Annotated in this window: 23 protein-coding genes; 9 read left to right on the top strand and 14 right to left on the bottom strand. The window is 63.2% G+C overall.

Annotated features, from left to right (window positions below; genetic code table 11):
* Positions 1–5: 5 nt before the first annotated feature.
* The 6 genes from GB927_RS23630 (at position 6) to derI (ending at position 5,565) form a co-directional block, all read left to right on the top strand.
* Complete coding sequence (locus tag GB927_RS23630; RefSeq protein WP_256119678.1) at positions 6–1,517, top strand: glycerol-3-phosphate dehydrogenase; 1,512 nt, start codon at positions 6–8, stop codon at positions 1,515–1,517.
* Between the two features lie 8 nt (positions 1,518–1,525).
* Positions 1,526–2,461: a TIM barrel protein gene (locus tag GB927_RS23625; protein WP_256119677.1), complete on the top strand. Its 936-nt coding sequence runs from the start codon at positions 1,526–1,528 to the stop codon at positions 2,459–2,461.
* A gap of 72 nt (positions 2,462–2,533) precedes the next feature.
* Positions 2,534–3,478 carry a sugar-binding transcriptional regulator gene (locus GB927_RS23620; RefSeq protein WP_256119676.1) on the top strand — a complete coding sequence of 315 codons (945 nt, stop codon included), beginning with the start codon at positions 2,534–2,536 and terminating at the stop codon, positions 3,476–3,478.
* A gap of 86 nt (positions 3,479–3,564) precedes the next feature.
* Positions 3,565–4,338, top strand: coding sequence for a DeoR/GlpR family DNA-binding transcription regulator (locus GB927_RS23615; protein WP_256119675.1), 774 nt, complete (start codon positions 3,565–3,567; stop codon positions 4,336–4,338).
* Complete coding sequence (locus GB927_RS23610; protein WP_256119674.1) at positions 4,335–5,093, top strand: triose-phosphate isomerase; 759 nt, start codon at positions 4,335–4,337, stop codon at positions 5,091–5,093. The genes GB927_RS23615 and GB927_RS23610 overlap by 4 nt, the downstream gene beginning before the upstream one ends.
* A 13-nt stretch (positions 5,094–5,106) precedes the next feature.
* Entirely contained in the window at positions 5,107–5,565 is a 459-nt protein-coding gene (gene derI, locus GB927_RS23605; RefSeq protein ID WP_256119673.1) for a D-erythrulose-4-phosphate isomerase, read from the top strand.
* 63 nt (positions 5,566–5,628) lie between these two features.
* Here derI and GB927_RS23600 read toward each other — a convergent pair whose 3' ends face one another.
* The 6 genes from GB927_RS23600 to GB927_RS23575 all read right to left on the bottom strand — a co-directional run bounded on the left by GB927_RS23600 (position 5,629) and on the right by GB927_RS23575 (position 10,978).
* Positions 5,629–6,342 carry an aspartate/glutamate racemase family protein gene (locus tag GB927_RS23600; protein ID WP_256119672.1) on the bottom strand — a complete coding sequence of 238 codons (714 nt, stop codon included), beginning with the start codon at positions 6,340–6,342 and terminating at the stop codon, positions 5,629–5,631.
* Between the two features lies 1 nt (position 6,343).
* Positions 6,344–7,066 (bottom strand): ABC transporter ATP-binding protein, encoded by a 723-nt coding sequence (locus GB927_RS23595; RefSeq protein WP_256119671.1) that lies wholly within the window; start codon positions 7,064–7,066, stop codon positions 6,344–6,346.
* A gap of 3 nt (positions 7,067–7,069) precedes the next feature.
* A complete protein-coding gene (locus tag GB927_RS23590; RefSeq protein WP_256119670.1) occupies positions 7,070–7,852 on the bottom strand; it encodes an ABC transporter ATP-binding protein in 783 nt (260 codons plus the stop codon).
* Complete coding sequence (locus GB927_RS23585) at positions 7,849–8,820, bottom strand: branched-chain amino acid ABC transporter permease (protein WP_256119669.1); 972 nt, start codon at positions 8,818–8,820, stop codon at positions 7,849–7,851. Before GB927_RS23585 ends, GB927_RS23590 begins: the two co-directional genes overlap by 4 nt.
* Before the next feature lie 4 nt (positions 8,821–8,824).
* Complete coding sequence (locus tag GB927_RS23580) at positions 8,825–9,694, bottom strand: branched-chain amino acid ABC transporter permease (RefSeq protein WP_256119668.1); 870 nt, start codon at positions 9,692–9,694, stop codon at positions 8,825–8,827.
* Between the two features lie 96 nt (positions 9,695–9,790).
* Positions 9,791–10,978, bottom strand: coding sequence for an ABC transporter substrate-binding protein (locus GB927_RS23575; protein WP_305112339.1), 1,188 nt, complete (start codon positions 10,976–10,978; stop codon positions 9,791–9,793).
* 234 nt (positions 10,979–11,212) lie between these two features.
* On the opposite strand from GB927_RS23575, the gene GB927_RS23570 reads away from it, so the two are divergent.
* Complete coding sequence (locus GB927_RS23570) at positions 11,213–11,917, top strand: GntR family transcriptional regulator (RefSeq protein ID WP_256119667.1); 705 nt, start codon at positions 11,213–11,215, stop codon at positions 11,915–11,917.
* 6 nt (positions 11,918–11,923) lie between these two features.
* On the opposite strand, the gene GB927_RS23565 is transcribed toward GB927_RS23570, so the two are convergent.
* Both GB927_RS23565 and GB927_RS23560 read right to left on the bottom strand, forming a co-directional pair.
* Complete coding sequence (locus GB927_RS23565; protein ID WP_256119666.1) at positions 11,924–12,112, bottom strand: DUF6894 family protein; 189 nt, start codon at positions 12,110–12,112, stop codon at positions 11,924–11,926.
* Positions 12,113–12,225: 113 nt separating this feature from the next.
* A complete protein-coding gene (locus tag GB927_RS23560) occupies positions 12,226–12,831 on the bottom strand; it encodes a hypothetical protein (RefSeq protein WP_256119665.1) in 606 nt (201 codons plus the stop codon).
* 433 nt (positions 12,832–13,264) lie between these two features.
* Here GB927_RS23560 and GB927_RS23555 point away from each other — a divergent pair, with 433 nt between their 5' ends.
* Both GB927_RS23555 and GB927_RS23550 read left to right on the top strand, forming a co-directional pair.
* Positions 13,265–15,205 (top strand): methyl-accepting chemotaxis protein, encoded by a 1,941-nt coding sequence (locus GB927_RS23555; RefSeq protein ID WP_256119753.1) that lies wholly within the window; start codon positions 13,265–13,267, stop codon positions 15,203–15,205.
* Between the two features lie 69 nt (positions 15,206–15,274).
* Positions 15,275–15,478 (top strand): hypothetical protein, encoded by a 204-nt coding sequence (locus GB927_RS23550; RefSeq protein WP_256119664.1) that lies wholly within the window; start codon positions 15,275–15,277, stop codon positions 15,476–15,478.
* A gap of 45 nt (positions 15,479–15,523) precedes the next feature.
* Here GB927_RS23550 and GB927_RS23545 read toward each other — a convergent pair whose 3' ends face one another.
* The 6 genes from GB927_RS23545 to GB927_RS23520 form a co-directional block, all read right to left on the bottom strand.
* A complete protein-coding gene (locus tag GB927_RS23545; RefSeq protein WP_256119663.1) occupies positions 15,524–16,648 on the bottom strand; it encodes a substrate-binding domain-containing protein in 1,125 nt (374 codons plus the stop codon).
* A gap of 62 nt (positions 16,649–16,710) precedes the next feature.
* Positions 16,711–17,712, bottom strand: a complete 1,002-nt coding sequence (locus GB927_RS23540) for an ABC transporter permease (RefSeq protein WP_256119662.1) — start codon at positions 17,710–17,712, stop codon at positions 16,711–16,713.
* Positions 17,709–18,689 carry an ABC transporter permease gene (locus GB927_RS23535; protein WP_256119661.1) on the bottom strand — a complete coding sequence of 327 codons (981 nt, stop codon included), beginning with the start codon at positions 18,687–18,689 and terminating at the stop codon, positions 17,709–17,711. Before GB927_RS23535 ends, GB927_RS23540 begins: the two co-directional genes overlap by 4 nt.
* The gene (locus GB927_RS23530; protein ID WP_256119660.1) at positions 18,686–20,194 is read right to left on the bottom strand and encodes a sugar ABC transporter ATP-binding protein; all 1,509 of its coding nucleotides are present in this window, start codon (positions 20,192–20,194) and stop codon (positions 18,686–18,688) included. Before GB927_RS23530 ends, GB927_RS23535 begins: the two co-directional genes overlap by 4 nt.
* Entirely contained in the window at positions 20,191–21,039 is an 849-nt protein-coding gene (locus GB927_RS23525; RefSeq protein ID WP_256119659.1) for a sugar phosphate isomerase/epimerase family protein, read from the bottom strand. Before GB927_RS23525 ends, GB927_RS23530 begins: the two co-directional genes overlap by 4 nt.
* Before the next feature lie 7 nt (positions 21,040–21,046).
* A complete protein-coding gene (locus tag GB927_RS23520) occupies positions 21,047–21,913 on the bottom strand; it encodes a sugar phosphate isomerase/epimerase family protein (RefSeq protein WP_256119658.1) in 867 nt (288 codons plus the stop codon).
* Positions 21,914–21,975 lie beyond the last annotated feature (62 nt).

The following is a 21,975-nucleotide window of genomic DNA, read 5'->3' as shown; positions in this document are numbered from 1 at the left end:
ATTTGATGAACGAGCCCGAGCTTATTGACCTCTTCGTGATCGGCGGCGGCATCAACGGCGCCGGCATCGCGCGCGATGCGGCGGGCCGCGGCCTTTCCGTCGTCCTCAGCGAAAAGGACGATCTGGCCGAAGGCACCTCCTCGCGCTCCGGCAAGCTGGTGCATGGCGGCCTGCGCTACCTCGAATATTACGAATTCCGGCTGGTGCGCGAGGCGCTGATCGAGCGTGAGGTGCTGCTCAACGCAGCGCCGCACATCATCTGGCCGATGCGCTTCGTGCTGCCGCACAGCCCGGAAGATCGCCCGGCCTGGCTGGTACGGCTCGGCCTCTTCCTCTACGACCATCTCGGCGGCCGCAAGAAGCTGCCCGGCACCCGCACGCTGAACCTCGCCCGCGACCCCGAAGGCACGCCGATCCTCGATCAATATGCCCGCGGCTTCGAATATTCCGATTGCTGGGTGGACGACGCGCGTCTCGTGACCCTGAATGCGGTGGGTGCCGCCGAAAAAGGCGCCGTGGTGCTGACCCGCTCGCCCACCGTCTCCGCCCGCCGCGAGAACGGCGCCTGGAGCGTGACGACGAAGAACAGCGTGACGGGCGAAACCCGCACCTTCCGCGCCAAATGCCTCGTCAACTGCGCCGGTCCCTGGGTCTCCGACGTCATCAACCGCGTCGCCGGTTCGAATTCCAGCCGCAATGTGCGCCTCGTCAAGGGCAGCCACATCATCGTTCCGAAATTCTGGGCGGGCTCGAATGCCTATCTGGTGCAAAACCACGACAAGCGCGTCATCTTCATCAACCCCTACGAGGGCGACAAGGCGCTGATCGGCACCACCGATATCGCCTACGAAGGCCGCGCCGAGGATGTCTCCGCCGACGAGACGGAAATCGACTACCTGCTCAAGGCCGTGAACCGCTATTTCAAGGAAAAGCTGCACCGGCAGGATGTGCTGCATTCTTTCTCCGGCGTGCGCCCGTTGTTCGACGACGGCAAAGGCAACCCCTCCGCCGTTACCCGCGACTATGTCTTCGACCTAGACGAGACCGGCGGCGCGCCGCTGCTCAATGTCTTCGGCGGCAAGATCACCACCTTCCGCGAGCTCGCCGAACGCGGCCTGCATCGCCTCGCGCACATCTTCCCGAACATGGGCGGCGACTGGACGGAAAAGGCGCCGCTCCCCGGCGGCGACATGCCCGGAGCCGACTACGAAACCTTCGCCAACAGCCTGCGTGACACCTATCCCTGGATGCCGCGCAAGCTGGTCCATCACTATGGCCGCCTCTATGGCACGCGGGCAAAGAATGTCGTCGCCGGCGCCACCAGTCTCGACGGGCTGGGCCGGCATTTCGGCGGGCAGTTCTATGAGGCGGAAGCGCGCTATCTCGTCGCGACCGAATGGGCGCAAAGGGCTGAGGACATCCTCTACCGCCGCACCAAACACTACCTGCACCTGACGGAAGCCGAGCGTGCGGCCTTTGCCGACTGGTTCCATTCCGCCCGCCTTGCCGCCGCCTGAGGACGACCATGCCGCTGACGCTTTCGCTCAACACCAATCCGCTGGTCAACCGCTTCGCCGATCCCGACGACCTGATCGAGACCGTCGCGCGCGACCTGCGCCTGCGCGATCTCCAGCTGACGCATGAATTCATCAACCCGAGCTGGAACGCTTCGACGATCCGCCGGCTGACGCGGCAGATGGAAAAAGCGCTCCAGCGCACCGGCGTGCGCGTCACCTCCGGCATGACCGGCCCTTACGGCCGGCTCAACCATTTCGGCCATCCGGATGCCGATGTGCGGCGCTATTATGTGGACTGGTTCAAGATCTTTTCCGACATCATCGGCGATCTCGGCGGCACCTCCGTCGGCACCCAGTTCGCCATCTTCACCTACAAGGACTTCGATGATCCGGCGCGCCGCGAGGAGTTGATCCGGATCGCCATCGACTGCTGGGCGGAAGTCGCCGAGCACGCCAAGGGCGCCGGCCTGTCTTATGTCTTCTGGGAGCCGATGAGCATCGGCCGCGAATTCGGCGAAACCATCGCTGAATGCGTAAAGCTTCAGGATCGCCTCACCGCAGCGGACATGGCGATCCCCATGTGGATGATGGCCGATATCGACCATGGCGACGTGACCTCCAGCAACCCTGACGACTTCGACCCCTATGCCTGGGCGCGCGCGGTGCCGAAAATCTCACCAATCATCCACATCAAGCAAAGCCTGATGGACAAGGGCGGTCACCGGCCGTTCACCGCCGAATTCAATGCCCGCGGCCGCATCCAGCCGGAACCGCTGCTCAAGGCCTTTGCGGAGGGCGGCGCGGTGGACAATGAGATCTGCCTGGAACTCTCCTTCAAGGAGCGCGAGCCGAACGACCGTGAGGTCATTCCGCAGATCGCCGAAAGCATCGCCTTCTGGGCACCCCATATCGATACCGGCGTTTCCGATCTCAAGCTGGGCTGACCGTCCGACGGCCACTTGCTAAGACGGACCTGAAAACCGCTTCCGGTTGCAAAGCAAGGCAGGACATCGCTGATGACCGACAATGAAGACTCCCTCGCCGTCCGTGCCGCCTGGCTGCACTATGTCGGCGGGTTCACCCAGTCCGCCGTTGCCAAGCGCCTGGGCATCCCCTCGGTGAAGGCGCACCGGCTGATCGCGCGTGCGGTCGCCGAAGGCGTGGTGAAGGTCAGCATCGACGGTGATATCGCGGAATGCGCCAACCTGGAGGTCGAGCTTTCCACCCGCTACGGGCTCGATTATTGCGAAGTGTCGCCCGATATCGACGACGACCCGCTGGCGCTGACGACGCTCGGCCAGGCCGGCGCGAATTTCCTGCGGCGCGAGATCGAGCGCGGCGAGGCGTCCGTCATCGGCCTCGGCCATGGCCGCACGCTCTCGGCCGCCGTGCGCCACCTGCCGCGCATCAGCGCGAGCGGCACGCGCTTCGTCTCGCTGCTCGGCGGCCTCACCCGCAACTACGCCGCCAATCCCTATGACGTCATGCATCGCCTGGCCGAAAAGACCGGCACGCAGGCCTATGTCATGCCCGTGCCCTTCTTCGCCAACACGGAGGAGGACCGCGAGGTGCTGCTCTCCCAGCGCGGTGTCAGCGAGGTGTTCGATCTCGCCCGCAGCGCCGACCTCAAGATCGTCGGTATCGGCACCGTCGACAACCAGGCGCACCTCGTGAAATCCGGCATGTTGCAGCCGGATGAACTGGAGGAGATCGCCAGCCTCGGCGGCGTCGGCGAACTGCTCGGCCACTTCTTCGACAACCGGGGCCGCATCCTGCAGACGTCGGTGACCGCGAGAACGCTTTCCGCATCCTTCTCCGAGAACGGCAAGGACAGGATCGTCGCGATTGCCGGCGGGCCGGTGAAGACCGAGGCCATCCGCGCCGTGCTTCATAGCAACAAGCTCTACGGCCTGATCACGGACGAGCGTACGGCCCACGCATTGTTACAAGGCACCCCGTAAGAAAATCACAAAATCACAAAATCTGTGTTATATTCTGCGAAGAATGGTGTTATAGACCTCCCCACGGCGTGAAGATGGAGAACGCGGTGAAACGGGAAGAGCGCAGGCAGGAGATCATCAACCTTCTGATCGAAAGCCGGGCCGTCGAACTCGACGACATCGCGGCGCGCTTTGGCGTCTCCAAGATGACCATCCACCGCGACCTCGACGATCTCGAACGCGCCGGTGTGCTGCGAAAGGTGCGCGGCGGCGCGACGATCGATGCCGGCACCCAGTTCGAGAGCGATTTCCGGTTTCGCGAATTGCAGGAGGCCGACGTCAAGCGCGCGCTGGCGGAGACCGCAGCAGAGCTGGTCGAGCCCGGCATGACGGTCATGATCAACGACGGCTCGATGGCCTCCGTGCTCGGCGACGTGCTGGCTTTGAAAAAGCCGATCACGCTCATCACCAACAACGCGGCGATCATGGAGCGCCTGAAGGGCGTCTCCGGCGTCACGCTGATCGGCCTCGGCGGCGTCTATTCCGCAAAATTCAATGCCTATTTCGGCATCGTCACGGAAGAGGCACTGTCGCGCCTGCGCGCCGACATCGCCTTCGTTTCGGCGCCCGCCGCCACCGGCCGGCTCGCCTACCACATGGACGAGGCGGTGGTGCGCACCAAGCGGGCGATGATGAATGCCAGCCGCCAGACCTGCCTGCTGATCAACAGCCGCCGCTTCGGCCATACGGCCCTGCATGTGCTGGCCGATCTCGCGGAATTCGACACGGTCATTTCAGACAAACCCCTGCCCCACGATACCGCCGCCGAACTCGGCAGCGGCAAGACCGTGGTGACGATTGCCAAGGAGACAACGACATGACGTTCTGGGTCGGCACCAGTTGGAAGATGAACAAGACGCTTGCCGAGGCGAAGCTTTTTGCAGACGGCCTCGCTGCCGCGGATGGCGCTCGCGACCCGCGCATCCAGCGCTTCATCATCCCGCCTTTCACGGCCGTGCGCGAGGTGAAGGCGATGCTCCAAAACACCTCCGTCAAGGTCGGTGCACAGAACATGCACTGGGCCGATGAAGGCGCATGGACGGGTGAAATCTCGCCGGTGATGCTGAAAGATTGCGGCCTCGATATCGTCGAACTCGGCCATTCCGAGCGCCGCGAACATTTTGGCGAGACGGACGAGACGGTCGGCCTCAAGACGGAGGCCGCCGTGCGCCATGGCCTCGTGCCGCTGATCTGCATCGGCGAAACGCTCGCCGACCGTGAAGGCGGCCATGCGACCGAAGTGCTGGCGCAGCAGGTGCGGGGCGCGCTTGCGCGGCTCGACACGACGCAGAAACAGGCGGAAATCCTGCTCGCCTACGAACCCGTCTGGGCGATCGGTGAAAAGGGCATTCCAGCAACCGCGGATTATGCGGATGCGCGCCATGCCGAAATCGCCGAGGTTGCGGAAAGCGTCCTCGGCCGCCGCATTCCCTGCCTCTATGGCGGTTCGGTCAACCCGCAGAACTGCGAGGAGCTGATCGCCTGCCCGAACATCGACGGGCTCTTCATCGGCCGCTCAGCCTGGAAGGTTGAAGGCTATCTCGACATCCTGGCGCGCTCAGCCGCCACCATCTGAAAGGAGAATTTCCATGAAACTCGCTATTGCCGGTGACAGCGCGGGCGAAGGCCTCGCCAAGGTTCTCGCCGATCACCTGAAGGACCGCCACGACGTGCACGAAGTCTCGCGCACCGATGCCGGCCCGGATGCGTTCTACGCCACCCTCTCCGACCGGGTCGCTTCCGCCGTTATCGCCGGCGAATACGACCGCGCGATCCTCGTCTGCGGCACCGGCATCGGCGTCTGCATCTCGGCCAACAAGGTTCCGGGCATCCGCGCGGCGCTGACGCACGACACCTATTCCGCCGAGCGCGCCGCACTCTCCAACAATGCCCAGATCATCACCATGGGCGCCCGCGTCATCGGCACGGAGCTCGCCAAGGCGATCGCCGACGCCTATCTTGCCCAGACCTTCGACGAAAACGGCCGCTCGGCCGGCAACGTCCAGGCGATCAACGAGGTCGACGCCAAGTACAACGCTGGCAAATAGGCCGCGGCACACGAAGCGGAATGCGATCGCCCGATCGCGTTCCGCTCTTCGCGTAAGTTTCGACTAACCGAGAGCCGCCTCGAGCTTGCTGGCCGGCGGCGGCGCATAGCCGCCAAGCCGGGATGTGCGCATGTTGAGGCCGGCCATGGCCTCAGCGAGCTTCACCGCGCAGGTGACGCCGTCGAGCACCGGCAGGCCGTGTTCCTGCGCAAGGTCGTTCGCCAGGCCCGCCATGCCGGCGCAGCCGAGCACGATGGCCTCCGCCCGGTCCTCGCTGACCGCAAGGCCGATCTCGGCACTGATTTTTTGACGCGCGTTGGAGCCCGGCTGCTCCAGTTCCAGCACCGCCACTTCCGAAGACCGCACGCGGGCACAACGGACCGAAAGGCCATAGCGCGAAAGATTGTGCTCCAGCGCCGGCACGGAGCGTGCCAGCGTCGTCACCACGGAAAACTTGTTCGAGATCATCGAGGCGAAGTGATAGGCCGCCTCGCCGATGCCGATGACCGGCCGGTCGGTGAGGCAGCGCGCCGCATCGAGCCCGGTATCGTCGAAACAGGCGATGACCACGGCGTCGCAATCCGGATTGCTGCGGATGGTGGAAAGCAGGCCGGCGAGGCTCATCGCCTCGTCGAAATAGCCCTCGATGGAGACCGGGCCGTGCGCCGGGTTGACGGCTACGATCTCGGTGCCGGGGGAAGCGGCGTTGCGCGCCGCCGCCCCGATATGCGCCGTCATCGATGCGGTCGTGTTGGGGTTGATGACGAGGATTTTCATGTCAGAGTTCGCCTCCGAGGTAGGCAGCCTTGATGCGGTCGTCGTTCATCAGGTCCTTGGAATTGCCTGATAGCGCGATCGACCCGGTGGAAAGGGCGTAAGCGCGGTTGGAGATGGAGAGCGCCATGCGGCTGTTCTGCTCGACGAGCAGGATGGAGACCTTCTCGTCGCGGCTGATGGCAACGATGGCGCGCGCAATGTCCTGCACCAGCTTCGGCGCAATGCCGAGCGAGGGCTCGTCCAGCAGCAGGAGTTTCGGGCGGGCCATCAGCGCCCGGCCGATCACCATCATCTGCTGCTCGCCGCCCGACATGGTGCTGGCCTGCTGGTGATAACGCTCGCGCAGGCGCGGAAAACGCGTCAGCACGTTTTCCAAGGTCTGCTCGATTTCCGCCTTGTCCGAGCGGGTGAAGGCGCCCATCAGCAGGTTGTCCTTCACCGACATCAGCGGGAAGGCGCGCCGCCCCTCCGGCACCATGGAGATGCCCTTGCGCACGACATCGGCGGCCGACGTGCCGTCGAGCCGTTCGCCCTGGTATAGGATCTGGCCGGACTTGATGCCCCGAAGACCGGTGATCGCCCGCAGGATCGAGGACTTGCCCGCCCCGTTCGCGCCGATCAGCGCGACCGTTTCGCCTTCCGCAACGTCGATAGAGACGCCCTTCAGCGCGTAGATGTGGTCGTAGTAGAGCTCGACATTCTCAACACTCAAGATCTTGGTCATGGCTTACATCCCGATCGCAGCATCTTCGGAACCGAGATAGGCTTCGATCACCTTCTCGTTCTCGCGGATTTCCTGGGGCGTGCCTTCGGCGATCTTCTGCCCGAAGTTGATGCACACGATGCGGTCGCTGATCTTCATCACCGCGGGCATGTCGTGCTCCACGAGGAGAACGGTGACGCCACGCTCGTCGCGAAGCCGGCGGACAAGGCCCACCATCTTCATCGTCTCGTCGTGGTTCATGCCGGCGAAGGGTTCGTCGAGCAGGATGACCTTCGGATCGGTGGCAAGGCCGATGGCCATGCCGAGCGCGCGCAGGTGCCCCTGCGGCAGGTTGGAGGCGAGCTCGTTGCGGATCGCCTGGAGCCCGAGGAAGTCGACGATATCGTCTGCCGAGGAGGCAAAGGCCGCCTCGTCTTCCTTCGCCTGTTTCGTGCCGAGGAAGAAGCCGAAGAGGCTCGCCTTGGACCGCAGGTGATGGGAGACGATGATGTTCTCGCGCACCGTCATGGAGCGGAAGATCGTCGTTTCCTGGAAGGTGCGCACGACCCCCATCTGCGCGACCTTGTGGGGCGCGAGGCTGGAGATGCGCCCGCCGTTGAAGAGCACCTCGCCGGAGGTCGCCGGCACGAAGGAGGAGATCAGCTTGAACAGCGTCGATTTGCCGGCGCCGTTCGGACCGATCACCGAGAGGATTTCCCCCGCCTTCACGTCGAAGGAAACATCGTTGACCGCGGTGAGGCCGCCATAGCGCTTGGTGATGTTCTTGATTTGCAGGATGGGTGTCATCTGCTGCCCTCCTTCTTGTCGAGAAGACTCAAGACACCGTTCGGCAGGACCAGCATGAGCAGGATCATGACGCCGGAGTAGATGAGGAGCTGGTATTCGCGGGCGATCGACAGCAGGTCCCAGCCGAAATAGAGGAGCAGCGTGCCGAGCATCGGGCCGAAGACGTAACCGAGGCCGCCGAGGAAGCAGTAGAGCATGAAGTTCACGCTATCGGCGACCACGAAGGAAGACGGATAGATCGACTGCGCGATGGAGGCGAACATGGCGCCCGCAATGCCGCCGAAGAACGAGGAGATCGCATAGGCGAGCACCCGCAGATAGGCGGTGTTGACACCGATCGAGGCCGACAGTTCCTCGTTCTGCTGGAGGCTGCGGCAGAGATGCCCGAGCCGCGAGTTCACGATGCGCCAGAGCACCAGGTAGGTGATGATCATCAGGAGCACGGCCATGATGTAGAAGCCGAAGCGCGGATTGGACAGCGTTCCGAAGGCCGGGATGATCGTCAGGCCGAAGATCGACAGTTCGCCGGGCAGCGGGATGGAGGTGATGCCCTTCGCGCCGTTGGTGATGGGAAGGGCGAGTGCCGTGAGGCGCGCGACCTCGGTCAATACCAGCGTGACCATGGCGAAGTAGACGCCGCGGAGCCTGAGGATAGGAAAGCCGATCGCCACCGAAATGATGGCGCAGAACAGGCCCGCCAGCGGCAGCGTCAACCAGAAGGAGACGTTCGCCTGGGTGACGAGGATGGTCGACACATAGCCGCCGATCAGGGCATAGGCGCCCTGGCCGATATTGATGCGGCCGATATAGAAGGTGAGCCAGACGCCGGCAGCACCGACGGAAAGAAGTGCTACCGAAGTCAGCGTGTAGAAGAAGTCCCAGCGTCCCGTGGCGCTGATGAACAGCGGCACCAGCACGAAGACGACGACGAGGAAGGCGATAAAGCCAAGGAGTTTTTTACCGATCATCGCCTCAACCCCACGGCTTGCCCATCAGCCCCTGCGGGCGGACGGCCAGGAACACCATCAACGAGGCGAAGATGACGAGGTAGGTGATATCGCCATAGGCGGACAGCACGGTGAGGCCGACGCTCTCCATCATGCCGAGGATGAACCCGCCGGCAATCGCGCCGGAAATCACGCCCGCACCGCCGATCATGATCATCAGGAAGGCCTTGACCGAGGTCGGGCCACCCATGCCGAGATTGACGCCGGTGATCGTGACGAGCAGCCCGCCGACCAGGCCGGCCAGCATGGCGCCGAGCGCGAAGCCGATCATCGAGTAACGGGAGACATTCACGCCCATCAACTGGGCGGCTACCTTGTCCTGGGCGAGTGCGCGCATGGCGCGGCCGGTCCGGGAGTAGTGCATGAAGGCGATGAAGGCCACGATCAGCAGGATGGCGAGAACGCCGATCAGGATACGGTCATAAGGCATGATGATGCGCATATCGAGATTGAGCACGCCGTTGACGATCTTCGGCACGCCGCGCTGCTTTTCGCCGAAGAACAGCAGGATGACGGCATCGAGGAAGAAGGCGATGCCCGCCGCAAGCAGCATGGTCGATTCATCGCGTTTTGAGCGGCGCACCACCGGCGCGAAGAGGAATTTCTCGATGGCCGCGCCCATGACCGCAAGCACGATCGCCGAGGCGAAGAGGCCGACGATGAAGGGCAGGCCGAGCTGCACGACGACCGTGTAGGTGACGAAGCCGCCGAAGACGTACATCTGCCCGTGGGCGAAGTTCAGCACGTTCATCAGCGAGAAGATCAGCGTCAGACCAAGGGCGATCAACGCATATTGCGCCCCGAGGTAGAGACCGTTGGCGATTATCTGTTCCATCGTGAGCCTCCAATGGAAGGTTCAGGCAAAGAGGGATCCGGCCGGAACTGCACGCGCGGTCCGGATCCCGTTTCTTTGTAAAGTCCTAGGCTCGGATCAGTCGACCTGGCCGACGAACAGCGTCTCGAACTTGCCACCCTTGTACTCGTTCACGACGAGCGGAACGGAGACCTGGCGCTTCTGGCCGAAGGAGGTCATGCCGACATATTTCAGCTTGGCGTCGCCCTTCATGAAGGGGTTCGCGGCTTCGAACGTGTCCATCGTCTTCTTGAATTCATCGACATTCTCGATGGCCGCGGGGTTCGCCTTCAGCGTCTCGAGGATGTATTCGAGCGCATAGACCTTGGTGTTCGACTCGTCGTTATATTCGCCGAACATCTTCGTATAGCGGTCGACGAATTCCGTCATCGTTTCACTGGCAAGCTCCGGCGTGGACGCACCGCCGACGGAGATGAAGCCGTCCGCGAGTTCGCCCGCACCTTCCTGCAGGACGCTCGCATCCTGGCCGGTTTCCGTCGAGATGAGGCCGGTATAACCGAGCTCGCGCGCCGAGCGGATGAGCTGCGGCGCATTGGCCGGCGACACGCCGGAAAGCACCAGCAGGTCCGGCGACGCCTGGATGACGGGCAGCAGAACCGGCGTGAAGTCGGTCGTATCCACCTGGTAGGTCACGTTGCCGGAGACGACTTCCAGCCCGAGCGCCTCGGCGGCGGCAATGCCGGATTCACGCTGGCTGAGCGGGTCGGATTCGTTGGCGGCAACGAAGGCCACCTTCTTCACGCCCTTGTTTTCCTTTAGGAACTTGTAGATGGCGGGACCGGACTGGTAGTTCGCCACCATGCCGAGGATCGCGTTCGATGCCGGCGCGGTGAAGAGTTCCTTCGGGAAGGCATACGGGAAGTACATGATGCCGTTCTGTTCGGCGACCGGGCGAACGGCCGCAGCACCGTCATCGACGTTCGGGCCGACGACGTAATGCACGCCGTCCTGCGCCATCTTTTCCATGCCGGCGATGGCACGCTTGGGGTCCTTCTGGTCGTCGAAGGGGACGATTTCGATATTATAGGTCTTGTCGCCGATCTTGACGCCGCCGAGCTCGTTCAGCCAGGCCGCCCGGGTTTCCATCGAGCGCTGGTTGGAAACGCCCCAGGATGCGGCCGGGCCGGAGGTGACGCCGACGAAGCCGATCTTCAGCGTCGCGTTCTGGGCATAAGCCATGAGCGGCAGCGACAGGACGGTCGCTGCGGCAAGGGCGGAAAATTTCAGGAATGTGCGCTTTTGCATGATGTTCCACTTCCTCTGGGCCATTGATCTGTTTTCTATTGGCGAGCGGGCCGCTGAGCGCGGCCTCATTCGGCCTTTGGCATGGGCATTACGCGCATTGTTAACGATCCTGTCAAGGGGTTGTGAACAAGACATTTTGATCATGTCAACGAAATCGCGGCTTGTTGGTGAACCGAATGCGACATATTAGATGGATCATGCGAGTGCAGGCGGAGCGTATCGAGGTAAACGGCAGTGGTTGAACTCAGCAGCGGAGCGCCCTTCGAAGCGGACGAGATCGACGAGAGCGATATCGTCGAGCGTATTTTCGAAGCGGTCATCGAACAGCGGTTGCCCCCAGGCACGAAATTGTCGGAATCCGCCCTGTGCGATGCCTTCGGCGTCGGGCGCATGCGCATCCGGCGCAGCCTGCTGCTGCTCGCCAGCCGCGAGGTCGTGGAACTGCACGCCAACCGCGGCGCCTTCGTCGCCTCGCCGACGCCCGAGCAGGCGCGCGAGGTCTTCGAGGCCCGCCTGGCGCTGGAGCCGAACATCGCGCGCCTCGCCGTCCACCGTGCCTCGGAGGAGGATATCTCTGCGCTGACGCGCCACCTCGAAATGGAATATGTCGCGCACAAGGAGCGGCGGCGCCACGATGCGATCCGCCTTTCCGGCCAGTTCCACACCCTGATGGCGCAGGTCGCCGGCAATGCCATCCTCATCCGCACGATGAAGGAGTTGGTGACCCGCACCTCGCTGATCATCGGCCTTTTCGGCTCCGGCGTCAGCAATTGTCGCGACGACGATCACGCGGCGATCGTCGGGGCGTTTCACACGCGGGATGCGGAAAAGGCGGCGTGGATGATGACGCTCCACCTGCGGCACATCCAGAACCACCTGGAACTCGGTGCGAAAACCACGGATTCCGTCGACCTCATGGCGCTTTTCGGCAAGGCGTGAGGCGGCTTACGGAACCCGCATCAGCGCCTGGCCATCCGCATCGGTGACGAGCACGCTGACCTTTTCGGTCACCGCGATTTCCCGCACGATCCGCCGCGCATAGGCGGCTGCAGCCGCCGTGTCATCAAGGATGATGCCCTTCTCGTCCCGCAAGGTCTCGGTGTCGTTGGATATGTGGAAATAGAACCTGGGCATCCCGGCAGGAACTTGCGTTTCATCAGTTTTGAGCATGTTCCTCGCTCTTGGCATAAAACCTCCGACCGCAATATTGATAAAAAATCACTGTGTTGAGATGAGCTTTCCGGTCGCTAGCGGGGCACTTCCACGCGGATAGCGGGATCGAAACGGTAGCGTGTCGTCGCGACGACCTTGTAGCCGTTCACCTCCGCATTGGAGACGACCGCCACCGGCAGGCGGGTCGCGGGATCAAACCAGGCGGTCACCCGGCTTTCCAGCACGCCGACCGTCTGGTTGAAGACGAAGCGTTCATGCGGCTTGCCCTCGAACGCCGCCTCGCCCGGGCATTCGAAATCCTGCGCATCCCGGTCGTAGACATAACGATCGGCGATGACGCCTTGCAGCGCCAGCGTCCGCTGCTCGGCCGGCATCGGCGTCCACTGTCCTGCCGCGAGCGTCCAGCCCTCCTCGCCGATCAGGATGAAATCAGCCTGGGTGTTGAGCCCGGAGGTCTTCATGCGCAGGCCATCCGTCAGGTCGAACAGCGACGAAGAGGCCATGTGCTTGACCACGCTGCCCTCGAGCGAAAGCACATCCGCCGAAACCTCCAGCGCATAACGCGCGGTGTCACGCCGCTGGCTGTTGATCGCGTTGAAATCGGCAAGGCAATCCGCCCGACCGGCCTCTGCCCCCAAGACCGCCAGCAGACCCCCAAGAAAAACCGTTCTGGCTTGCAAAGCCCTCTCCCATGCAAACAGCAGCGCTCCTGCGCATCCAGACAGGTGACGCCTCAAGCCGTGCTGCTATTCGCCGGCGCCGCAAATTCGTGCCGCGAAGGCTGAGTGATGTATAAAATGGATGTATAGAGATTAAATTCAGTGAATTAAACTCAACAACTTGAGTTTTTCTCAACAAAATCCGAAAGAGACGGCATATTTCTTAGCATTATTGACGATCTATAAGACAGTTAATTCAAACTTTAATTACAACTTAACAATTAACGCAAATATTGACAGCACAAGCCCTTCGCTTGCCATGATGGCATCTTCGCGTGCGATGCAGAGTGTTGCGCGTTACCAGCATCAGTCGGCGGCCTTACACAGGTCGCGTTGCCGATATGGAGGGGGCGATGTTGATCATCCCGGCTTCCGCCATCCTCACGAGGCAACCATGTCTTTCCTACAAAATGCCAAGATCATCACCAAAGTGCTGGCACCGCTCATCATGTTGAGCGTCATCACGATTACCAGCACCTTTTATTTATCTTGGAATTACCTCAAGGCCGATTCGGCCTATAGCGAATTCCTAGCGACCGACAACAAGGCGACCTTGTTGGTCGCAAGGGCCAATACAAGCATTCATACGATAATCTATATTGCCTACAAAGTGGTCGTGTATGACGCGAACTCGCCGCAAATGCCCGGGCTGAAACAAAGCTATTCCGAAAATGCCAAAATTGCGATCGAGCAGCTCGAGACAGCCAAAGAGCGAATGCCTGCAGAAGCAATGGATATCCAGGCGTTTGCAGACGCGACCCGAGCCATAATAGTCGAACTGGACAAAGCCGTCGAATACGCATCAAGAAACAAGAACGACGAAGCGCTGGTCATTCTCGCGCGGCAGGATGAGGAAATCATCAAGCTCCGGAAGAGCATTGCCGCCTGGGTCGAGACCGGCATCGCGTCCGTCGATGCGCAGTCGGAGACATTGACCACCGATGCCCACTTCACGGTTGATACATCGCTAGTCGTCTTGGGCGTCGTTCTTCTCGCTGCAATCATCGCCTCTCTGGCAGTAACGATCTATGGCATCACCAGGCCGGTCAATGCCCTGCGCCAACGCATGCTCACACTTGCGGAGGGCGAGACGGCAGCACCGGTCTCTGGGCTCGCCCGCAAGGACGAGGTCGGCCAGATGGCGGCCGCTGTCGCCGTCTTCCGCGACAATGCGATCGAGCGCATCCGGCTCGAACAGGAAGCCGAGGCGAACCGCGGGCTTTCCGAGCAGGAACGCCGCCAGCGCGAGGAGCAGAAGGCACTGGAGGCAGCAACCATCCAGCACGCCGTCGACGCACTCGCCACCGGCTTGGAACGCCTCTCCGGCGGCGACATGACCCACCGCATCGAGCAGCCCTTCGGCCTTAATCTCGATGGCCTGCGCAGCAACTTCAACGACTCGATGCTCAAGCTCCAGACGACCCTGCGCCGTGTCGAGCAAAGCACCCGCAGCATCAATGCTGGCGCCAACGAAATGCGCTCCGGCGCCGACGATCTGGCGCGCCGCACCGAACAGCAGGCCGCTTCCGTCGAAGAAACGGCAGCCGCACTGGAAGAGATCACCACCGCCGTCAAGGACTCCGCCCGCCGCGCGGAAGAGGCCGGCAGTCTCGTCGCCCGCACCCGCGCGGGAGCTGAACGTTCCGGCATCGTCGTCGGCGACGCGATCGAGGCAATGCAGCTCATCGAAAAGTCCTCCGGCGAGATCACCAACATCATCAGCGTGATCGACGAAATCGCCTTCCAGACCAACCTTCTTGCGCTCAATGCCGGCGTCGAGGCGGCACGGGCGGGCGAGGCCGGCAAGGGCTTTGCCGTCGTCGCCCAGGAAGTCCGCGAACTGGCACAGCGCTCGGCGGCAGCCGCCAAGGACATCAAGAACCTGATCAGCGCATCCAGCCTGCAAGTTCAGGCAGGCGTGCAGAAGGTGCGTGAAACCGGTGCGGCCCTCGGCACGATCGCCACGGAAGTGCAAGAGATCAACCGCAACGTCTCGGCCATCGTCGAGGCGGCGCGCGAACAGTCGATCGGCCTCCAGGAGATCAACACCGCGGTGAATTCGATGGACCAGGGCACGCAGCAGAATGCGGCGATGGTCGAGCAGACGACGGCGGCGACGCACAGCCTCTCCACCGATGTCTCGACGCTCTCGCAACTTCTGGCGCAGTTCAAGCTGGACGAGCGCCAAAGCGGGCCTGCCGCGGTGACGGCGATGAACCCCGCTGCCGCGAAAGCCTCCCCCGCCCGCACGCTCGCCCGCAAGGTGGCGACCGCCTTCTCGAACTCTTCCGCCCTCGCCCAGGCTCCACAAGGCGATCAGTGGGAGGAGTTCTGAGCGGCATGGGGAGAGTGGCCTCCCGCTCTCCCCATGCCTTGCCTGATCTAAGAGAAGACTGGAGATCCCATGTCCAATGTCCTCGCCTTCCCCACTGCCCAGCTGATCACGGAAAAGCAGGGTAATCTGTTCGACGAAACGCAGATCCACGCCTATGCCATACGGCATCCAGATCGGGTGACGGACATGACCAACAAGCTGCGCCTCGCAGCCAGGGCTGCCCTGATCCTGCATGCGCTCATGAACGATATAAACACGCAGCTCAGCTCGTAGCGAGAAAGTCCGGGCCGCAGCATTCTGCGGCCCGGATAATGATGTTTACTGGCCGCCCCAGGCCGCCGGATAATCGGGCAGCTTCTCGCAGCCGCACATGGCGTGATGCAGCGGCGGCATCTTGTCGTTGACATACTGGTCGAGCGTTTCAGCCGTGATGGACGGCTGCGGCATCACCCATTCCGGACCCGGCACCGCTTCGCCCTTCAGCACCTTGACGGCCGCGATGATCGGCGTGCGCCACTGGTAGGTTGGATAGGTCGGCGCGATCGCCTTGAAGCCCTCGGCCTTCCATTTCATCAGGAAATCCTGCTGGTCCTCGCCGGTGATGATCGGCAGCGGCAGGCCGGAATCCTCGAAGGCTTCGAGCGCCGCGACGGCCGTCGCGCCGGCGTCCATCCAGATCGCATCGATCGAACCGCGTTGCAGATAATCCTCGACGATCGACTTGGTCTTGGCATTGTCACCCTCGGTGAATTCCTCGCCGATGACGTTCAGCCCCTTCTCCTTGAAGATGCGCTTGGCCGCCGAGGCGCGGGTTTCCAGAACATCGACGCCGGGCACGATGCGCAGCATCAGCACGTGGGCGCCGGCCGGTGCGGTCGCCGCCACGAACTCGCCGGCCTGGATGCCGAAGCCGTAGCCGCCGACCGGGTGGATGAAGGTCACCGGGCACTTGGTGTTGACGCCGCGATCGAAGACGATGACCGGCAGCTTGGCGCAGGCTTTTTCGACGGCGGGCGTCAGCGCCGCGGTGGTGTTCGGCGAGACGATCAGCACCGAGCACTTGCCGCCGTTGATCAGGTCATCGATGTCGGAAATCTGCTTGTCGTCCGAGCCCTCGGCATCGACATGGATGAGTTCCTTGATCTCCGGATGCAGCTTCACCTCAGCCTGCATGTTGGTCCAGCCGGTCACGCGCCAGGCATTGTTCACGCCGGCATTGGAAAAGCAGATCGTGTAGGGACCTTCCTTCTTGTACTGCGCGGTGTCGGCCATCTGGTCACCGTAATATTGCACCCAGGGCTCCCCCTCCGGGCCATTGGCCTTCGCCGTCAGCATCTCGCGCTGCCGGGCAAATTCCGCGGGATCGTCGAAGTTTAGCTGTTGGGCCTGCGCGGTGCTGGCAAAGAGGGCAGCCGAAAGGGCGGCGGTCAGCAGTTTTTTCATGTCTCACTCCCATTTGATCATGATGTTCAGGTTCCTCCCGACGGCCATGCGGCCGGCGAAATTCAGGTCCCGCCGGCGCGGTTGCGCCGGTAGGTGGCAAGCACGACCGCGACGATCAGGATCACGCCCTGCACGACGTCGCGCACCGGTTTCGGCAAGCCGATGAAGTTGAGCAGCGTGAAGATCGCCGTCAGCGTCAGCGCGCCGGCAATCGAGGCCGGCACCGAGCCGCGCCCGCCCAGAAGCTGCGCGCCGCCGATGACGCAGGCGGTGATCGCCTGCAATTCGTAGCCGACGCCGACATCCGTCGAGACCCCGGCAAAGCCGCCAAGCAGGATGCCGGCCGTCACCGCGCTCAGCGACGAGATGACGAAGGCGATGATACGCACCCGCTCCAGGGGAACGCCCGACATCTGCGCCGCCCGCGGATTATCGCCGATCGCATGCAGCAGACGCCCGAGATTGGTGCGGTGCATGAGCCAGAACAGGCAGAGCCCGACCACGATGAGCACCAGCAGCGCCACCGGCAAGAACTGGATGAGCGGAATGCCCTGGATATTGGTGCGCCCGAAGAAGCGGAACGTCTCCGGCAGGTAGCCGCGCGGCGAGCCGCTCGACCACATGAAGGCCGCCCCGTTCAGCGTGATCATCATGCCGAGTGTGGCGATCAGCGAGGGCACGCGCAGATAGCTGACGACGAGCCCATTGACCACACCGACGGCAAGCCCGACCGCATACATGACCGGGATCACCCACCAGGTCGCATCGGCATTGTTGTTGAGCAGCACGGAGGAGCCGACCACCGTCAGCGTGATCACCGAGCCGACGGAAAGATCGAAGCCGCCCGAGACGATGACGTAGATCTGCCCTGCGGCGAGGATCGCCAGCGGTGCGGCCCGCTTCAGGAAATTCATGTAGCCGGTAGGCTCGACGAAATTCGGGTTGGACAGCGTGATGGCGACAAGCAGCGCTGCAAGCACGAAGAAGACGGGATTGATCTTCGGCAGGCGGCCGCCCCTTGCGGCGCCCGGCGCCTTTGCGGAACCGACGGTTTCCTGGATCATGCCACTATCCTCTTCGAACGCACGGCGTAGAAGGCAACGGCGGCGACGATGATGATGCCGCGCATCACCTGCTTGGCGAAGGCATCGACGCCGGCGAGATTGAAGATCGAATCGATCAGCGAGAAGATGATGACGCCCGCCACGGTGCCCCATATGCCGCCCTTGCCGCCGGAAAGGATCGTGCCGCCGATGACGACCACCGCGATCGATTCCAGATCATAGGCACCCTCCGTGCCGATCCATGGCGAGCCGGATTTCAGGCGGCTTGCGAGATAGAGGCCGGCGAGCGAAGCGCAGAGGCTGCAGATGATGTGGCTCGCCATCACCACACGCGCGGTCTTGATGCCGGCGGCGCGCGCCGTGTCGCGATTGCCGCCGACCGAATAGATGTTCGAGCCGAAGCGGGTAAAGCGCAGCACAGCCCAGGCTGCCAGCACCAGAAGCGCCAGCACGATGAGGCTCACCGGCAGGCCAAGCACTTCGCCATAGGCGAAATACTGGAACGCATCCGGCACCGAGCCGCCGAAACGGCCATGGAAGGAGGCGAGGCAGCCCTGGATGATCAGTGCCATGCCGAGCGTCGCGATCAGCGGATTGACCTCCAGCTTGGTGATCAGCAGCCCGTTCAGCGTGCCGACCACGGCGCCCATCAGCAGCACGGCGAGGACCGCAGGCACCATCATCGCCGGGTCGCCGTTCATGATCGCCGAGGAGACGACCGCGGACGCCGAGATCAGATGCGCCACCGAGAGGTCGATCGAGCCGACGAGGATCGCAAAGGTCTGGCCGACGGCGGTAATGCCGAGCGCGATGGAGCGGTTGAGGATGGAGACTGCCGCTTCCGGTGTCAGGAACCGCGTGTGGCCCAGGCTGAGCGCAATCGCGATATAGATGGCGAGTGCTGCGGCAAGCAGCAAAGCCGGTGCGTAGCGCTCCATGCGCCAGGCGGGACGTTTGGTGAGGGTCGCCGTGTTCATGCCGCCACCGCCTCTTCGCCGGTTGCGGCGAGCATGACATCGGCCTCCGAGACGCCGCGCGGGAACGCAGCCACGAGTTCGCCGGCGCGCATGACGAGGATGCGGTCAGCCGCGCCCAGCACCTCCGGCAGATCGGACGACACCATCATGATCGCCGTGCCCTTGCGCGCCAGATCACGCATCAGGTGATAGATGCCGGCCTTGGCATTGACGTCGATGCCGCGTGTCGGCTCGATGAAGATCAGCAGCCGGGGCGCCAGCGCCAGCCAGCGCGCGACGATTGCCTTCTGCTGGTTGCCGCCGGAGAGCGCCTTGATCTCCTGCGAAAAACTGCCGGCCCTGACATCGAGTTCGTGCAGCAGCTTGTCCATCTCTTCAGCGGAGGCAAAGGGCGTCGCGTCGGCCTTGCCCGCAAGGCCGGAAAGCGCCCGCGCCGTCAGCAAACCGTTGTCCGAAACCGACTGCATCAACACCAGCCCCTCGGCCTTGCGGTCTCCCGGCAGGAGGCCAATGCCGGCGCGGATCGCGTCACGCGGATTGGTGAAGCGCGCCGGCTTGCCGGCAAGCTCGACCTCGCCTTCGGTGAAGGGCGCAAAACCGAAGATCGCCTGGGCCAGCGCCACGCGCCCCGCCCCCTGCAATCCGGCAAAACCGACGATCTCGCCCGCGCGCAGCTCGAAGGAAATGTCCTTCAGCCGCTCATTGCCGGCATGGCGTACGGACAGCACGACCTCGCCGATCTCCTGCGGCGTCGCCGGTGCCGCATAGAAATCGCCGATATCGCGGCCGACCATGGCGCGCACGATTGTGTCGGGCTCCGGCACATGGTCGAAACTCGCCGCCGTCTCGCCGTCCTTCAGCACGGTCACCCGGTCGGCAAGCCGCGTGATCTCGCGCATGCGGTGGGTAATGTAGACGATCGCCACGCCCCGCTTCTTCAGCGTATCGACGAGGCCGAACAGCACCTCGCATTCCGCCTCATTGAGCGCCGCGGTCGGCTCGTCCATCACGATCACCTTCGCATCGAGCGATACCGCCTTGGCAATCTCGACCAGCTGCTGGCTCGCGACATCGAGATCGGCGACGACCGTATCGGGCTCGATGCGGTGCGCCGAGCCGAACAGTGCCAGCACGCGCCGCGCCTCCGCATTCATCGCCTTGTGGTCGATCAGGCCAAGCCGCGTGGGCTCGCGGCCGAGAAAGATGTTCTGCGCCACCGTGCGCTCCGGCAGCAGGGAGAATTCCTGGTAGATGACCGCAATGCCGGCGCGGATCGCCTCCAGCGGATGGCTGAAATGCCGCTCCTCGCCGCCGACGACGACGGCGCCGCCATCCAGCCGGTAGACGCCGGAGAGGATCTTCATCAGCGTCGACTTGCCGGCGCCGTTTTCGCCGGCCAGCGCGTGCACCTCGCCCGGATAGGCCGAAAAACTGACGCTCTTCAGCGCCTTCACGCCGGGAAAACTCTTGGTGATGCCGCGCATCTCGATTGCGGGACTAATCATGCTGCTGCCCATGTCTTGCGAATGAACGTTGCGCTTTCGGAGAAAAGCGTCTCGAAATCCGGAAACAGCGGCCGCCAGACGCGGGTCGCCGTCGCGATGGCCGGCAGGCCGGCCCCGAAAGCCTCAAGCGTCAACCAGCCGTCATAACCGATCTCCTTCAGCACGGTGAACATGGCCGGGAAATCTATGTGCCCGCGCCCGGGGATGCCACGGTCGTTTTCCGAGACATGGAAGACGCCGATATCCGGGCCGATGAGCCGGATCGCCTCCTCCGGCCGGCGCTCCTCCACATTGGCGTGGAAAGTGTCGTACATGATCTTGAAGGCAGGATGCCCGACGCGATCGACATAGGCGCGGGCCTGCTCCATCGTGTTGAGGTAATAGGTCTCGAAACGGTTGAGCGGCTCCAGGCTCAGAAGCATGCCGTTCGCCGCCGCCCGCTCCGCCAGTGCCCGGTGCGCATCCGCTCCGTACTTCAGTTCGTCCTCGCTTGCACCCGCGCCGGTGAAAAAGCCGATCGGCGCATGGAACGGCCCGCCCATGCTTTCGGCGCCCAGCGCAATGGCGCAATCCAGCGCCCAGTCGAGATGGGCAAGGCCCCGCGCCCGCACCTCGGCATCGCCGCTGACGGGATTGGCCTCTGGCGTCGGCACGATCGACGTGGTCGACCGGGCGAGGCCGAGCGTATCCAGCTCCTTGCCGAGGCGCTCGTAGTGGCCGATCTCACCTTTCAGAACCGGAACCTCGATGCCGTCATAACCGAGGTCGCGCAGACGCCCGATGCTTTCGAGATGCCGGTCATCGACGAAATCCGTCAGGCACAGCAGGTTGATGCCGAGTTTCATGGCGCGCTCAATGCAGCTTGATGCCGAGATCGCGGCAGATGCCGCGGATCCAGGCGAGCGATTTCTCGATCATCGGCCCGGCCGTCCCTTCGCATTCGAGGCTCAGCACGCCGTCATAACCATGGTCGCGAAGCTGGGCGAGGCAGGCCTTGATGTTCTCAGCGTTGATGCCGTCGCCGAGCGCGCAATGGCTGACCGCAATGCCGGTCTGCCCGCCGCGCACCGCATCCGCCAACGATTGCGACACGTCCTTGACGTGCACATGGCTGACCTTGTCGATGAAGCGCGGCAGGAATTCCGTCGGCTCCTGGCCGGCGATAAACGTATTGCCGGTGTCCATGTTCATGCGCAGCCATTTCGAATCGACGAAGGCCAGCATGCGCGCCATGAATTCGGGGCGGGTCGTGAAATGGCCGTGCGGCTCGATGTTGACGATGATCTCGTGCGCCTCCGCAACCTCGATGATCTTCTCGTAGCTGCGCTTCATCAGCGCCATCGATTCCTCTTCGCTCAAGCCCGCCGGCATGTGCAGCCCGTCGGTCGTATCGACACAGGGGCTGCCGGCCTGCGCGGCCCAGGCGATCGATTTCAGCACATAGGGCACGCCCCGCAGCGGGCCATCCTCGCCGGAAAGCGGATAAGCGGCATCGACCTGGGAGAAGCGCACGCCGTAGCGATCCATCTTGCGGCGCAGCAGCGCGGGGTCCTCGTAGAGCGCGACATGCGGCTGGTAGCCGAGGCCATGGATCCAGCTCACGCCGTCGATCAGGCCGCACTCGATGAAGTGCACATCGTTGTCGCTCGCCCACTGCAAGCATTTTTCGAACGACCAGTAGGCCGAGTTGAACGCGTCCGTGTGGAAGCCTATCCGCACCGGCAAATCCTCCCTGATTCTCCCTCATGCCGTTGAGTTTCAACGGCAAATCACCAGCGCCT

This window comes from Shinella lacus (assembly GCF_010994755.1).
GTDB classification, from domain to species: Bacteria; Pseudomonadota; Alphaproteobacteria; order Rhizobiales; family Rhizobiaceae; genus Shinella; species Shinella lacus.
Note: the sequence above shows the minus strand (reverse complement) of the source record. Positions and strands in the feature narration are given on the sequence as shown.